Annotated in this window: 16 protein-coding genes; 6 read left to right on the plus strand and 10 right to left on the minus strand. The window is 74.4% G+C overall.

Annotated elements, in window-relative coordinates:
• Window positions 1–18 precede the first annotated feature (18 nt).
• The gene (locus AOA12_RS20100) at window positions 19–909 is read right to left on the minus strand and encodes an aldo/keto reductase (RefSeq protein ID WP_054686531.1); all 891 of its coding nucleotides are present in this window, start codon (window positions 907–909) and stop codon (window positions 19–21) included.
• Window positions 910–1,057: 148 nt separating this feature from the next.
• Between AOA12_RS20100 and AOA12_RS20105 the strand changes: the two genes are divergently transcribed.
• Window positions 1,058–1,705, plus strand: coding sequence for a Pr6Pr family membrane protein (locus AOA12_RS20105; protein WP_054686532.1), 648 nt, complete (start codon window positions 1,058–1,060; stop codon window positions 1,703–1,705).
• On the opposite strand, the gene AOA12_RS20110 is transcribed toward AOA12_RS20105, so the two are convergent.
• Window positions 1,692–2,687 carry a hypothetical protein gene (locus AOA12_RS20110; RefSeq protein ID WP_054686533.1) on the minus strand — a complete coding sequence of 332 codons (996 nt, stop codon included), beginning with the start codon at window positions 2,685–2,687 and terminating at the stop codon, window positions 1,692–1,694. The two genes, AOA12_RS20105 and AOA12_RS20110, sit on opposite strands and share 14 nt — an antisense overlap.
• Window positions 2,688–2,852: 165 nt before the next feature.
• Window positions 2,853–3,149: a metal-sensitive transcriptional regulator gene (locus tag AOA12_RS20115; protein WP_054686534.1), complete on the minus strand. Its 297-nt coding sequence runs from the start codon at window positions 3,147–3,149 to the stop codon at window positions 2,853–2,855.
• A gap of 113 nt (window positions 3,150–3,262) precedes the next feature.
• Here AOA12_RS20115 and AOA12_RS20120 point away from each other — a divergent pair, with 113 nt between their 5' ends.
• Window positions 3,263–3,637, plus strand: coding sequence for a thioredoxin family protein (locus tag AOA12_RS20120; protein ID WP_054686535.1), 375 nt, complete (start codon window positions 3,263–3,265; stop codon window positions 3,635–3,637).
• Window positions 3,637–4,050, plus strand: a complete 414-nt coding sequence (locus tag AOA12_RS20125; protein ID WP_156366686.1) for a rhodanese-like domain-containing protein — start codon at window positions 3,637–3,639, stop codon at window positions 4,048–4,050. The genes AOA12_RS20120 and AOA12_RS20125 overlap by 1 nt, the downstream gene beginning before the upstream one ends.
• Before the next feature lie 266 nt (window positions 4,051–4,316).
• Here the strand turns inward: AOA12_RS20125 and AOA12_RS23740 are convergent, their stop codons facing one another.
• The 7 genes from AOA12_RS23740 to AOA12_RS20160 all read right to left on the minus strand — a co-directional run bounded on the left by AOA12_RS23740 (window position 4,317) and on the right by AOA12_RS20160 (window position 11,592).
• Window positions 4,317–4,868: a histidine phosphatase family protein gene (locus tag AOA12_RS23740; protein ID WP_054686536.1), complete on the minus strand. Its 552-nt coding sequence runs from the start codon at window positions 4,866–4,868 to the stop codon at window positions 4,317–4,319.
• Window positions 4,865–6,067, minus strand: coding sequence for an ABC transporter ATP-binding protein (locus tag AOA12_RS24200; protein ID WP_082406420.1), 1,203 nt, complete (start codon window positions 6,065–6,067; stop codon window positions 4,865–4,867). The genes AOA12_RS23740 and AOA12_RS24200 overlap by 4 nt, the downstream gene beginning before the upstream one ends.
• Window positions 6,068–6,087: 20 nt before the next feature.
• Entirely contained in the window at window positions 6,088–7,776 is a 1,689-nt protein-coding gene (locus tag AOA12_RS20140) for an ABC transporter permease (RefSeq protein WP_231637142.1), read from the minus strand.
• On the minus strand, window positions 7,776–8,840 hold the full coding sequence (locus AOA12_RS20145) for an extracellular solute-binding protein (RefSeq protein ID WP_054686537.1): 1,065 nt from the start codon (window positions 8,838–8,840) through the stop codon (window positions 7,776–7,778). Before AOA12_RS20145 ends, AOA12_RS20140 begins: the two co-directional genes overlap by 1 nt.
• Window positions 8,841–8,848: 8 nt before the next feature.
• Window positions 8,849–9,793, minus strand: coding sequence for a metallophosphoesterase family protein (locus AOA12_RS20150; RefSeq protein WP_054686538.1), 945 nt, complete (start codon window positions 9,791–9,793; stop codon window positions 8,849–8,851).
• A complete protein-coding gene (locus tag AOA12_RS20155) occupies window positions 9,790–10,536 on the minus strand; it encodes a tyrosine-protein phosphatase (RefSeq protein WP_082406554.1) in 747 nt (248 codons plus the stop codon). Before AOA12_RS20155 ends, AOA12_RS20150 begins: the two co-directional genes overlap by 4 nt.
• 225 nt (window positions 10,537–10,761) lie before the next feature.
• Window positions 10,762–11,592 carry a MurR/RpiR family transcriptional regulator gene (locus AOA12_RS20160; protein WP_054686539.1) on the minus strand — a complete coding sequence of 277 codons (831 nt, stop codon included), beginning with the start codon at window positions 11,590–11,592 and terminating at the stop codon, window positions 10,762–10,764.
• Window positions 11,593–11,874: 282 nt separating this feature from the next.
• On the opposite strand from AOA12_RS20160, the gene AOA12_RS20165 reads away from it, so the two are divergent.
• The 3 genes from AOA12_RS20165 (at window position 11,875) to AOA12_RS20175 (ending at window position 14,662) form a co-directional block, all read left to right on the plus strand.
• Window positions 11,875–12,696, plus strand: a complete 822-nt coding sequence (locus AOA12_RS20165) for a TSUP family transporter (RefSeq protein WP_054686540.1) — start codon at window positions 11,875–11,877, stop codon at window positions 12,694–12,696.
• Window positions 12,697–13,104: 408 nt separating this feature from the next.
• Window positions 13,105–13,575, plus strand: a complete 471-nt coding sequence (locus AOA12_RS20170) for a hypothetical protein (protein ID WP_054686541.1) — start codon at window positions 13,105–13,107, stop codon at window positions 13,573–13,575.
• 166 nt (window positions 13,576–13,741) lie between these two features.
• Window positions 13,742–14,662: an aldose 1-epimerase family protein gene (locus AOA12_RS20175; protein ID WP_054686542.1), complete on the plus strand. Its 921-nt coding sequence runs from the start codon at window positions 13,742–13,744 to the stop codon at window positions 14,660–14,662.
• Window positions 14,663–14,718: the final 56 nt, after the last annotated feature.

Here is a 14,718-nt window from a genome sequence, read left to right on the forward strand (position 1 = left end):
GAGCGGGTCGCCGTGCGGCTACGGCGTGACCGGCGACGGCGGGATGTCGGGCATCGGCCGGCTGGTGGCGGCCAGCGCCTCCAGCGCGGCGAGCGCCTGCTCGTCGAGCTCGAGGTCGAGGGCCGCGAGGTTGCTCGCGAGCCGTTCCGGGCTCGACGTGCCGGGGATGGCGAGCGTGCGCGGGCTGTGCTGGAAGAGCCAGGCCAGCACGACCTGGGCGCCCGTGACGCCGAGCCGGTCGGCGATCGCCTGCACCGCCGGCGACGCGATCAGCTCGCGGCCGTGGCCGAGGCTCCAGTAGGCGATGAACGGGATGCCGAGCTCGGCGGTGCGGCGCACGACCGGCTCGTGTGCGCGGCTGACGACGTTGAAGTGGCTCTGCACCGCGTCGATCGGCGTGACGGCACGGGCGGCCTCCAGCTGCGCCGGGTCGACCGCGCTGACGCCGATGTGGCGGATCGCCCCGGCCTCGCGCAGCTCGGCGAGGGCGCCGACCTGGTCGGCGAGCGGGTACGCGGGGTCGATGCGGTGCAGGAAGAACAGCGGGATGGCGTCGAGCCTCAGCCGGTGCAGGCTCGTGTACGCCTGCTGCTTCAGGTAGTCCGGCCGGCCGAGCACCCCCCACTCGCGGGCGCCCGCCCTCGTCATGCCCGCCTTCGTCGCGATGACGAGGTCGCCCCGGTACGGCGCGAGCTCCTCGGCGATGACCTCCTCCGAGACGCCGGGGCCCAGCGTGTCGGCGGTGTCGATGTAGCGGACGCCGCGCTCCACCGCGGCGCGCAGCAGCGCACGGGCCGCGTCGCGGTCCGGCGCGGGGCCCCAGCCGCCGGGACCGGCCAGATGCAGTCCGGCGAAGCCGACGCGCGGCACCTCGATGCCGGCGATCGTCGTCGTGGGCGTCGTCGTCATGGCGGGACACCCCCAGAGTTCGATTGCAGGGCCCGGTACATCCGGACGCATAGAACTATGGGGATTCGCCGCGCCGACGCTAAACAGCGACGTAACAGCCCGCCATACGGCGTCACAAACCGTCGAACAGCCGCCGCAGAATGGGAGCATGGATTCTTCGCCCCGGTCGCGGACCGGCATCGCGATTCTGCGTCTCACGTGGGGTTGTGCGACCCTCGTCGCGATCGTCGCGACGCTCGTCGACACGGCGAGCCGCGGACCGGTCAACCCGCTGAACTTCTTCGGATACTTCACCGTCCAGTCGAACACGCTGACGTGTGTCGTCGCCGTGATCGCCGGGCTGGCGGGCCTCGCGGCATCCGGCGTGCAGCCGAGGTGGATCGTCATGCTGCGCGCCCTCGCCACGACCTGCATGGTGATCGTCGGCCTCGTCTACGCCCTCCTGCTCGCACCGCTCGGCGCGGCGGGCGGCGTGCCGCTGCCGTGGGCCAACGCCGTGATGCACGTCGCCGGGCCGCTGCTGGTGCTCGCCGACTGGGTGCTGGTGCGCGACCGCTCGGCGCTCCCGTGGCGGGCGGCCCTCCTGCAGCTCGCGTATCCGGCGGTCTGGATCGTCGTCGTGCTGGTGCGCGGCATGACCGACGGATGGGTCCCTTACCCCTTCCTGGACCCCGCACGCGGGTACGCCGCGGTCTCGGCGGCCGTCGTCGGCATCGCCGTGGCGTTCCTGGCGGTGTCGTCCGCCGTCGTGTGGTGGTCGCGCGTGTACGGGCCCCGCGGCGTCACGCGCGCCTGACCGCGCGCGATCGGCCCGCGAGTCCCGCGCCGATCGCGACGACGAGGCTCAGCACGATCGCGACGAGCAGGGCCGACGAGAGCAGCTCCGTGGCCTGGTCGAAGAAGGCGGATGCCGTCTCCTCCGGCAGGGTCGCGGGACTCACGGCATCCAGGAACAGGCGCCGCCCCAGGCCGAGTGCCGCCACGAGGGCGAGGAACGCCGCCGAGAGGCCCGCGCCGGTCCAGGCGAGCGCGCGCAGCCTGTTGCGCGCGCAGAGCACGCCCGCCGTCGCCAGCGCGAGCACGGCCCACGGCAGCCAGAGTCCGACGGCGACCGTCGCCTGATAGGCGGTGCGCACCGCCGGCAGGGCGTCCGAGGCGACGAGGGGGACGCTCCACTCGATGTCGGGGACCCGCTCGGCGAGCCGGATCCCCTGGTCCGACAGGCGTGCCGTCACACCGCCGATCACGGTCCCGAGCTGCAGCGACAGCACGCCGTCGTCGTCGAGCCGCACCAGGCCGTCGGGGTCGTCCTGGAGCACGGAGATCGTGCGCCCGTGCGCCTCGCGAAGAGCGCGCTCCCACAACGCCTCGAACTGCGGGGACGTCACGAGGCGGTCGGCGCCCGTCGCGATGAGCGATCGCACGCCCTGCGCCGCCGGCCCCTCCAGCAGCGCGAGCGCCGCCGCCGACCGCGGGGGCAGGCCGAGCGACGCGATCCCCGCGAACAGGTCGCCGACGAGCCCGTCGATGTCGACGCTCTGCTCGATGGCCTCGGCGGCCTGATCGGCGACGAAGCCCTGCACGGCGGGGTCCGCCGCGAGCGGGGCGAGGGTCTCCACGAACCGGTCGGTGTCGACCAGCTGGATCCGCGCCCACGCGCCCAGCACCGCGACCGGCGCGAGCAGCACGCTCACGATCAGCAGCGCCGTCGCGAGGGCGCTGCGCCACCGGTGTCCCGCACGCGACGTCGTGCTCCCGTCGTCCGGCACGATCCCCACGCTCTGGAGGTTACTCCGCCCACGCGGCGTCTCGCAGCCCGCGGGCTCATCGACCTCGGAGAATCGCGCGAGCCTCGGATGGTTCCCCGGCGATCATCCGAGGTCGGTGACATCCTCCGAGGTCCGTGACCGGTCGCCGGCCACCATCGGCGCGTGGCCGCGGCGTCAGGCGAGGCTGAGGAAGAGCTTCTCCAGCTCGTCGGGGTTCGCGGCGCCCTCGGCGTCCGGGTCGCTCAGGCATTCCTTCAGGGCGCTGGAGATCACGAGGAAGCCCGCGCGATCGAGCGCCTTGGAGACGGCGGCGAGCTGCTGCACGACGTCGCGGCAGTGCGCGTCCTGCTCGACCGCCGCGATCACCGCGGCGAGCTGGCCGTGCGCGCGACGCAGTCGGTTCACGACCTTGCGCTTGGCCTCGGGATCGTGCAGCGTTCCGGCGGTGTCGGTGGACTCCTCGACGTTCATGGTTCGCTCTTTCTCGTGGGGGGACCACCAGGATACCCAGGCGGGTATAGTTGTCACCCGAGGAAATATACCCCCTGGGGTATTATGGCATCGATCGAGAGGACCGTGACCCCATGCCGACGAGAGACCTGACCCACGACGACTTCGCCGAGGTCGCGAGCGGCGACGGCATCGTGTTCGTCGACTTCTGGGCGGCGTGGTGCGGGCCGTGCCGCGCGTTCGCGCCGACGTTCGAGCGCGCCGCGGAGACGCACCCCGACATCGTGTTCGCCAAGGTCGACACCGAGGCCGAGCAGCAGCTCGCCGCGGCCTTCCGCATCACGTCGATCCCGACGCTCATGGTGTTCCGCGACGGCATCCGCCTCTACGCGCAGCCGGGGGCCGTCTCGGGGCCGCAGCTCGAGCTGCTCGTGCAGAGCGCCCGCGATCTCGACATGGACGAGGTGCGGCGACAGCTCGCCGCACACGAGGCGCGGAGCGCGTCGTGATGCCGCGTCTCGCCGGCCCGCCGAGCCGAGCGCACCGTCCCGTGCGCCGCTCCCTTCTCGCCCCGGTCGCCGCGATCGCGATCGCCCTCGGCCTCGCGGCCTGCGCACCGGCCGGCACCGCGGCCTCGGTCGAGGTCGGCGCCGACACGATCGTCGTCGACGTGCGCACCCCCGAGGAGTACGCCGCGGGGCACCTCGACGGCGCGCAGCTGCTCGACCTCACCGGCGGCGACCTCGCCGCCGCGGTCCCGAGCCTCGACCCTGAGGCCGAGTACCTCGTCTACTGCCGGTCGGGCAACCGGTCGAGCCAGGCCGTCGCACTGCTGGAGCGGGCCGGCTTCACCGACGTCACCGACCTGGGCTCGCTCGAGCGCGCGGCATCCGCGACGGGCATCGAGGTCGTCACGGAGTAGCGGTCGTCACGGAGCAGCCGCGACCGGTGGGCGGTCGTCGCCGCCTCTCGTGGGGGATGCCGACGACGACTGCCCACGAGCGCCGGCGGGCTCGGGATGGGGGGCGGTCGTTGCCGGCTCGGGCGTGCGGAGGCGGCGGCTGGCGCCCAGGACCTGCGGGACCGGGGCCGGCGACCACGGCAGGCGGACCGGGCGAAGCGACGCGAGGCGGGGCGGGCGGACCGAGCGGGGCGGGCGGGCGACGGACGGGCGGGCCGACCGGGGCGTCAGCCGCCGAGGAAGCGGGCGACGAAGCCGGCGGGCGACGGGTCGAGCAGCACGACCTGGCCGTTGAGCACGCGCGGGCACGGGCTGCCCGTGAGCTCCTCGATGCCGACGCGCAGCAGCGTGCCGTGGGCGACGACGACGCTGCCGCCCGGCTGCGCGGCGAGCGTCCCGAGCGCGCGGCGCGCGCGGGCGGCGACCTCGGCGAGGGGTTCGGACGCCTCGAAGTCGCCCTCGGGCCAGCGTTCGCGCGCCTCGGCGACGAGCAGTCCCTCGGCGCGCCCGTAGTGCCGCTCGACCAGGTCGGCGTCGAGCGCGATCCCGGGCTCGCGCTCGGCGTCGGGCACGAGGGCGGCGGCGATGATCTCGGCGGTCTCGCGGGCACGCGCGAGCGGCGACGACACGACGCGCGCCCACCGGGCCTGCGCGAGCAGCCGGCCCGCGGCCGCCGCCTGCTCGCGACCGCACGCGTCGAGCGGCACGTCGGTGCGGCCCTGCATGCGGCGCTCGGCGTTCCACGCGGTGCGACCATGGCGCACCAGCGCGAGCGTCACGCGCCGACCGCCGAGGTCGGCACGCGCCCGGGCGACGCCGGATGCCGCGGTGCGGCCGCCCCGGCATCCGCTCCCGCCCCGGCATCCGCACCCGACCCGACCCCCGCTCCCGAGCCGGCCCCCGCCCCCAGCACGACCCCCGCCGGGAGCACGGCCGCGTCGCCCTGCCCCGCGTACACGACCGCACGCCGCACGTCCACGCGCATGCGCTCGCCGACACGGGGACGCACGCCGCGGGTGCGCACGCGCAGCGGCACGCCCGCCCAGTCGAGCACGACGTCGCCGCCGTCGAGGGTGAACAGCGACGAGCGCACGACCGCGTCGCCGGCGGCATCCGGCACGACCTCGGCGTCGGCGGGCAGGATCGCGGCGCACGCGGAGCCCGGGTCGCGGCCGCCCTCGAAGGCGGCCAGCCGCAGCGGATGCCGCGATGCGGCGAACCCGTCGGGGCCGACCGCGCCGTCGATGAGCGTCGCGTCGGAGAGGAACCGTGCGACGAACGCGCTCGCGGGACGGCGCACGAGCTCGTCGGGCGTGCCGACCTGCCGGATGCCGCCGCCGTCGAGCACCACGACGCGGTCGGCCAGCGCGAGCGCCTCCGCGCGGTCGTGCGTCACGTGCACGACCGTGAGCCCCATCTCGCGCGTGAGGGTGTGCAGCTCGAGCCGCAGCCGGTCGCGCAGCGGCTCGTCGAGCGCCGAGAGCGCCTCGTCGAGCAGCAGCACGCGCGGCCGGGCCGCGAGGGCACGGGCGAGGGCCACACGCTGCCGCTGCCCGCCCGAGAGCGTGGCGGGGTCGCGCCGCGCGCATCCCTCCAGGCCGACGAGCGCGAGCACCTGCTCGACGCGCGCGCGGCGCTCGGCGCGCGGCATGCCCGCACGGCGCAGCGGGTACTCCACGTTGCGGCCGACGTTCCAGTGCGGCCACACGGCGTGCTGCTGGAACACCATGCCCAGCTCCCGCCGCTCCGGCGGCACGATCGCGCCGCCGCCGGCCACGATGCGGTCGCCGATCGCGACCGACCCCTCGGTGGGGGTGAGGAAGCCCGCGACCGTGCGCAGCAGCGTGGTCTTGCCCGAGCCCGAGGGCCCGACGAGGGCGACGAACTCGCCGTCGCCGACGCGCAGGTCGATGTCGTGCAGCCCCACGGCGCCGGACGGGTAGCGGAGCGTGACGGCGTCGAGGATGACGGATGCCACGGCATCCTCCTTTCACAGGGTCAGAGGTTTCGGGACTCGGCGGGCGTGCGCGTCGCGAGCCCGATCACCGCGATGCCGAGCACCGCGACGATGAGCGACCACGCCGCGGCCGTGCTGAACGCGCCCGCCTGCTGGAAGCTGAAGATCGCGACGCCGAGCGTCTGAGATCCGGGCGACAGCAGCAGCACCGAGAGCGTCAGCTCGCGCACGGCCGTGACGGCGACGATCACGGCGCCCGACAGCGCGGCGGGCAGCGCCATGCGGCACGACACGTCGAACAGGGCGCGCAGCCGGCCGGCGCCCGAGACGCGCGCGGCCTCCTCGGCGCTCGACGGCGTGCTCGACAGCGGCGCCGCGACGGCCTGCACGACGAGCGCCGTGAACGACGTGACATAGGCCACGAGGATGAGCCAGGGCGTGTTGAACAGGCCGACGCGCGGTGCGAGGATGAGCCACGCGACAGCGATCACGATGCCCGGGATCGCCTGCGGCAGCATCGTCGCACCCTGCAGCGCCCGCGCACCGGGCACGCGCGTGCGGGTCGCGAGCACGCCGATGCCGAGCCCGAGCACGCCGCACACGAGCGCCGCCATCACCGCGAGCATGACGGAGTTGCGCGCACCGTCGAGCGCGGTGGCCGACGTGAGCGCCTTGGCGAGGTTGTCGAGGGTGAGGTTCTCGGGCGTGAGCGGCAGCCCGGGCGCGCGCAGCAGCGCCTGCTGCAGCAGCGCGAGCAGCGGCAGCACGGTGATCGCGAGCACGAGGGTCCAGGCCAGGGCGGCGACGGGGATGCGCGCGCGGCCGAGGGGCAGGGGCTCGGGGCGCGACGCCGATGCGTCGACCTCGCTCCCCCGCCGCGTGACGAGCGCGTCGATCAGCAGCGCGACCATGGCGAGCACGAGCAGCAGGGCACCGATCGTCGCGACGACCGCGAGCGGCTCGTCGACCGTGCCCGACTGCAGATAGCGGTAGACGAGCGTCGCGAGGGTCACGAACCGTTCGGGCAGGCCGATGATCGACGGGATGCCGAAGTCGGCGAGGTTGCCGACCGCGATGAGCAGGAACGACGACAGCAGCGCGGGCCGCAGCAGCGGCAGCGTGACGGCGCCGATCGCCCGGGCGGGACCGGCGCCCGACATGCGCGCCGCCTGCTCGAGGTCGGCGGGGATGCGGCGCAGCGCGGCCGACACGATGAGCATCGCGAGCGGGTAGCTGTGGATCGTGAGCAGCGCGATGACGCCGTCGGCCCCGTAGATCGACCACAGCGGTGCGCCGAACAGGCCCCGCCACCACAGGTTCACGGGGCTCGTCGGCCCGAGCACGCCCAGCCACGCGATGGCGCCGACGAACGGCGGCACGAGCAGTGGCGTGAGGGCGAGCAGCCGCAGCGCGCGCCGGCCGGGCAGGTCGGTGCGGTCGAGCAGCAGCGCGAACCCGGCGCCGATCGCGACGGCGAGCACGGCGGACGCCCCCGCCGAGACGAGGCTGTTCACGGCCGCCTCGCGCACCTCGGGCCGCACCAGCACGTCGAGCTGCGGACTGCTCCCCGCGAGGAACAGGATGGCGCCGAGCGGCGCGATCACGAGCGCGGCGACGACGATCCAGAGCACGACGGTCAGGATGCCGACGCCGCCGGCCCCACGTGCGCGCACCCCGTCGCGGGCCCGGTGCCGGACCGGGCCCACGACGGGGAGGGAGGACGCGCTCACTACTGGAACAGCGTGCGGAACGTCTCGACCGCGGCCTTCTGCGACGCGCGGATCTTCTCCAGGTCGGGCGAGAGGATCGCGATCTCGTCCATCGACGGAGCGCCCTCGGGGGTGCCGACGTCGCTGCGCACGGGCAGGTACGACTGATGGACGGCGAGCCTCTGACCCGCCTCGCTCACGAGGAAGTCGACGAACGCCTTCGCGGCCTCGGGCTGGTCGGAGTCGGCGAAGATGCCCGCGGGCTGCGACACGTAGGGCACGCCCTCGCTCGGGTACGACACGGCGATCGGCGAGCCCTGCGCGGCCAGCTCGCGCACGAGGTAGTCGACGACGATGCCGATCGGCTGCGCGCCCGTGGCGACGGCCTGCGACACGGGACCGTTGCTGTCGGCGATGACCGGCTTGTTGGCCGCGAGGCCCGTCAGCCACGCCTCGCCGAGCGCGGGCTCGGCGAGCCACACGGCGGCGTTGTAGGCGGCGGCGCCCGAGACGTCCGGGTTCGGCATGACGATCTGCTCGGCGTACGCCGGGTCGGTCAGGTCGGCCCACGACGCGGGCGGGTCGGTGACGATGCCCGTGTTGTAGGCGATGACGGTGGGGATGATGCGCGTGCCCACGTAGAAGCCCTCGGGATCGACGACGTCGGGGTTGACGGCGTCGACGTCGGCGGGCGTGTACTCGAGCAGCAGGCCGTCGGCGGCGTAGTTCTCGAACGTGCCCGCGTCGGCGGCGAGGAAGACGTCGGCCTGGATGCCGCCCGCCTCCTGCTCGGCAGCGACGCGCGTCGTGAGGTCGCCGGTGCCCGCTCGGAACACCTCGACGGTGATCTCGGGGTGCTCCTCGTTGAAGGCGGCGACGAGCTCGTCGGCCTTCTCTTGCGGCTCGGAGGTGTAGAGGGTGATGGTCGCGGGCTCGAGGGCCGCGCCCTCGGATGCCGCGGTGGTCTCCTCGGGGGTCTCGGGGGCGGCGGTGTCGTCGGGGGCGGCCGAGGAGGAGCAGCCGGCGAGGACGAGGGCGGTGAGGCCGAGAGCGACGGCTCCGGCCCGCAGGCGCAGGGGGGACATGGGGGTTCCTAACTGTGCGTGTGCTCGGGTGTTGCGGAAGGGGATGTTGCGGAGAGGGAGGGGGCGGGCGAGGTGAACAGCGGGGCGGGATGCTCGAGCCCCACGCTCGTGGCGGTCACGCCGTGCGGCACGAGGTGCACGAGCGAGAACATGGCGTGGTCGTGGCCGCTGACGCGGTCGGGTCCGGCATCCATCACCTGGTGATAGGCGAGCGAGGGGCCGACGAAGACCGGCACGCCGTGCAGCACGGCCGACAGCGGGTGGTGGAAGTGCCCCGCGAGGATCGCGCGCACGTCGGCGTTCCGCGCGATGTCGAGCAGGGCGTCGGCGTCGCGCAGCCCCGCCTTGGCGAGCGTGGGCAGCGGCGATCCGAGCGGCGGATGGTGCAGGGCGACGATCGTGCCGTCGCCGTGCGGCTCGCGCAGCCGGTCGGCGAGCCACGCGCGCTGTGCCCCGCCGAGCTCGCCCGACGACGAGTCGAGCAGCGCGATGCGCAGGCCGTCGACGCGCACGATGCGCGCGTGCGGGTTGCCCGGCATCCGGTCGACGGGGATGCCGGGGGACGGGACGGGCGGCGCGGGGGCGTGCCCGGCTCGCGCGGGGGCGGCGTGCGTGTCCGCGGGCGGCGCGGGGGCGTCGGGCGCATGACCCGGCAGCGTGCACGCCGCGGCGGGGTCGTCGTGGTTGCCGATGACGGTCAGCACGGGCACGCCGGTCTCGCGCTCGAGGGCCGCGAGCGCGGCCGCGAGCCGCGGGTAGACGCCGGGGTGGCCGCGCTGGGCGAGGTCTCCCGTGACGACGATCGCCTCGGGCGTGATGCCGGCGTGCGCGACGTACTCCGACACGGCGCGCAGTCGCGCGAAGCCGTCGACGGCGCCGTACAGCAGCTCGCCGTCGGTGGCGTGCACGTCGCTCACGTGCAGGATCGTGAGGCGTCCCGTGGCACGGCTCATGACCGCGACCCGCTCTGCGCCCGCTGCCTCTTCTGCGCCCGCTGCTCGTCCAGCGCACGCCGCTCCTTCTGCCGCAGCCGGGCGAGCCGCGCGTCGTCGAGGCCGTGGCGGCGCAGATACGCGACGACGCCGCCCAGCTCGTCGACGACCGCGAGCGCGTGCACGATCGCCTCGCGCGGGCTCTCCAGATGCAGGCGCAGCGTCTCGGCGCGCTCCGCGCCGTCGAGGCCCGCCGACGCGGCGAGCGCGTGCGGCGCGCGCACCGGGCGCACGTCGTCGCCCGAGCGCTCGTAGTCGGCGACGACCTCCTCGCGCGCCGCGCCCGCGGCGAGCCGGGCGAGCGCGACGACGAGACCCGTGCGGTCCTTGCCCGCCGTGCAGTGCACGAGCGCCGCGCCCTCGGCATCCGCCACGGCGACGACGGCCTCGGCGAGCGCCGCGCAGCGCTCGCGCAGCAGGCCCTCGTAGATGTCCTCGAGGCGGCCGATGCGGGGCGGCTCCGTGCCGTAGAGGTGCACGGAGCGCACGGGGATGCCGTGATCGGCGGTCCCCGACGCGGTTCCGGACGCGGCCCCCGACTCGGAGGGCTCGCGCAGATCGACGACGACCGTGACGCCGAGCGCGCGCAGCGCCGCGGCGCCGTCGGGCCCCACGTCGCCGGGCGCTCCCGTGCGCACGAGCCAGGGCGCGGCGCCCTCCGTCGCGCGGGCGTTGAAGAGCCCGTCGATGCCGATCGTGCGCATGCATCCCTCTCGTCGGCCGGCGATGCCGGCATCCGTCACGTTCGTTACATCCGTTACACAGGCTCCGGAACGTTGTTACACAGGGACTGTCGTCCCCGAAGGTGACGGCAGGGTGAACGGCGCCGGGCATCACGACGAACGACGGATGTGCGGTGGGTTCTCGGCGCGACGCCGAGGCGGGCGCGGCCCGCGGGCCCCGGGCCGGAGCCGGAGGGCCCGGTCGCGTCAGTCCTCGCTCAGCGCATCGGCGACGACGTGCCGCATGCTCGCGACGTCGGTCGGAGCGCTCTCGGCGGCGAGCGCGGCGTGCAGTGCGTGCAGCACGACGGTGTGCGCGAGGCGCGCGAGGAACGGGTCGATGTCGTGCGCCGACGAGACGGGTCCCGTCGCGATCACGAGGTCGGCGATGCGGCCCATCGGCGAACGGGCGTAGCTCGTGACGAGCACGACGGGCGTGCCGCGCTCGGATGCGGCCGTGCACGCCCGCAGCGACTGCACGTTCGCGCCCGAGTAGCTGAGGGCCAGGCACAGGTCGTCGGGGCCGAGGGTGTTGACCGCGAACTGCTGCGCGAGCGGGTCGACGGGCGCCTCGACCGCGCGGCCGCGGGTGCTCAGCCGCATCGCGAGGTCCTGCAGCGGCGGACCCGAGAAGCCGTTGCCGACGAGCACGATGCGCCGCGCCGCGCGCAGCAGCTCCGCCGCGCGGGCCAGCAGCTCGGGCCGCACGCTCTCCTGCGCGAGCCGCAGCGCGTCGACCGCCTCGTCGAACGCGTCGCCCGCCGCCGGGCCCTCCTCGCCGCGCGGCACGAGCGGGGCCGACCGCGCGAGCTCGAGCCGCAGGTGCTGGAATCCGCGGAATCCGAGGTTCTGGCACGCCCGGATGACCGTCGCCGTCGACGTCGCCGCCGCCTGCGCGAGCTCGGCCGTCGACCACTCCACGACGTCGTCGGGCCGCGACAGCACGATGCCCGCGACGCGCGTCTCGCTCGGCCCCAGCGCCGGCATCGCGGCGCGCACCCGCGCGAGCACGGTGACGTCGGGGCGCAGCACGGTCATCGGGTCTCCTCGGTGATGTGAGGCACAGACTAGCGGGCGCGGGTGACGCGGAAGCCGGTCGCTCACGCGGGACCGGCCGCTCTGGAGCGGCCGATCGTCCCCGAGGGGCTGGTCGTTCCCGAGGAGGGGATGCCGGCGTGTCGTCCCTCGGGAACGCGGCATCCCCTCGCGCGCGAATCACGCTGGGAACGATGCGCATCGCCGGACGTCACGGCCCGGGATCCCGCCGGCCGCGGGTCTAGGCTGTCAGGGTGCTCCCCGACCTCTCCGTGATCTGACGCGATGGAGATCGGCGCCCTGCTCGGGCTCGAGCAGCTCACGTGGGTCACGCTCGTGCTCATCCTGTTCGCCGCGTTCGCGGCCGGGTGGGTGGATGCCGTCGTGGGCGGCGGCGGCGCGATCCAGCTGCCGGCGCTGCTGCTCATCCCCGGCATCACGCCGCTGCAGGCGCTCGCGACGAACAAGCTCGGGTCGATCTTCGGCACCGCGACGTCGTCGGTGACGTTCTACCGGCGGGCGCGGCCCGATCTGCGCACGGCGCTGCCGATGGCGTTCGTCGCGCTCGCGGCATCCTTCGGCGGTGCCGCGGTCGCGACGGTGCTGCCCGCCGCCCTGCTCAAGCCGATCATCCTCGTCGCGCTGCTGGCGGTCGCGGTGTTCACGGCGCTGCGCCCCCAGCTCGGGCAGCGCGAGCAGCTGCGCTACCGCGGACGCCATCACCTCCTCGCGGCCGGGGCGACGGGCACGGCGATCGGGTTCTACGACGGCCTCATCGGCCCGGGCACCGGCACGTTCCTGGTGCTCAGCCTCGTGACGGTGCTCGGCTACGACTTCCTGCAGGCCAGCGCCAAGGCCAAGATCGTGAACTTCGCGACCAACCTCGGCGCGCTGCTGCTGTTCATCCCGCACGGCGCCGTGCTGTGGCTGCTCGGCGGCCTGCTCGCGATCGCGAACATGGGCGGCAGCTATCTCGGGTCGCGCATGGCGATCGCGCGCGGCACCGCGTTCATCCGCGTCGTGTTCCTCGTCGTCGTGCTGCTGCTCGTCGCCAAGATCGGCGTCGACGTCTGGAACGAGAACGTCACCCCCGCGCTCGCCGGCTGACCCGCCGCCCGTCGACTGCCCGCCCGATCCTGGACCGTTGTTGCCGGATGCCACGACCTCAGACGCCCACAACCGCCCACTTCTCTGCGCACCGAAATCATGGACAGTAGTCGCCGCATGCCAACAGCCGACGCGACCACAACCGCCCACGACATCCGGCCTCACCCGAATCCTGGACCGCTGTTGCCGGATGCCACGGCCTCAGACGACCACAACCGCCCACTTCCCTGCGCACCGAAGCCGTGGGCAATAGTCGCCGGATGCCAGCGGCCGACGCGACCACAACCGCCCACGACATCCGGCCTCACCTGAATCACGGGCAGTAGTCGGCGGATGCCATGGGCCGAGGCGACCACGACTGCCCACGACATCCGGATGGGGCAGGAGCGGGGCCGGTAGGGTGACGGCATGGCGGCTTCCTCCGGCGCGTGGACGCGCAGCACCACCGAGCAGTCCGTCGCGCAGCTCCCGACGGAGACGCGCGCGGCGATCGACCGGCACCTCGACGAGGTCGCGGGGGTCACGGGCGTGCTGGACGCGGTCACGGGCGTGTGGCACACCGTCTCGGCGAAGAAGGGCGGGCTGCTGAAGAAGGCGCAGACCGTGTCGCAGTGGGTGCTTCTCGGACCCGAGTGGCTCGTGTGGGTCGCGCACGACACGAGTCGCGCGGTGACCCCGCACGACGTGACGACCGCGCGACTGCGCGACGTGCGCGTGCGCGACTACGAGACGTCGTCGCTCGCGAAGCTGCAGCCCGACACGGGCGTCAGCGTGCTCGCGCAGGCCGGCGGCCCCGAGAGCTCCGAGGTGTTCCTCGGGCTCGGCCCCGAGCCCGCCGCCCGGCAGCTCCGCGAGCGACTGCACGCCGCCACCGCCTGACCGCCCGCACCGCCGCGAGGGTGCCAGTTGTCTCGTCGAGGGTGCCACTTATCTCGCCGAGGGTGCTGGTTGTCGCCTCGAGCACGCCATCACCCCGTCGGCGAAAGCACCCTCGCGAGAACAACCAGCACCCTCGCGAGGGGGAGGCGCGTCCTACGATGGGCCCATGAACGCTGCGCTGCCGCACGACCCCACCGGCCGTCGATTCACGATCGCGTCGGGCGACGCGGTCGTCGAGATCACCGAGGTGGGCGCCGCGCTGCGGGCGTTCGAGGTCGGCGGCGTCGACCTCGTGCCGCGGTACGGCGACGACCAGCCGACGCCCGCGGCATCCGGCGTCGTGCTCGTTCCCTGGCCCAACCGCGTGCGCGACGGGCGCTGGACCCAGCGGGGCCAGGAGCACCAGCTCGCGCTCACCGAGCCCGCGCGGGGCAACGCGTCGCACGGGCTGCTGCGGGTCACGCCGTACCGCCTCGTGACGCAGGAGGCGGATGCCGTGACGCTCGCCGCCGACGTCTTTCCGCAGACCGGGTATCCGTTCCACCTCGCGACGACGGTCACGTACGCGCTCGACGGCCCGGCGCTGACCGTGACGCACACCCTGCGCAACGTCGGGGCTGCCGACGCCCCCGTCGCGCTCGGCACGCACCCGTACTTCTGCATCGGCGACGTGCCCACGCGCGAGCTCACGCTGCAGATCGACGCGGCGACGCGGTTCGTCGTCGACGACCGGATGCTGCCGATCGACGAGGTCCCCGTGGATGCCGATACCGATCTGCGCACGCCGCGCCGGCTCGCCGACGTCGACCTCGACACCGCCTACAGCGGCATCTCCCGCGACGACGAGGGCCGCATCGGTGCGCGGCTCGCCGCGCCCGACGGGCGCGCGGTGCACGTCTGGGCGGACGAGGGTTTCGGCTACCTGCTCGCCTTCTCGACCGATCGCTACCCGGGGCACGAGCTCGCCCTCGCGATCGAGCCCATGACCGCGCCGACCGACGCCCTCAACTCGGGCCGCGACCTGCGCTGGCTCGCCCCCGGCGAGGAGTGGACCCTCCGCTGGGGCGTCGCCTACCACACCCCCTGACCTCTCCCCCTTGACTCCTCCCCCGGCACCCCCGGGGTTCGACCGCGGCATTGTGC

Origin of the sequence: Microbacterium sp. No. 7 (genome assembly GCF_001314225.1) — a bacterium.
In the GTDB taxonomy this organism is placed as follows: Bacteria; Actinomycetota; Actinomycetes; order Actinomycetales; family Microbacteriaceae; genus Microbacterium.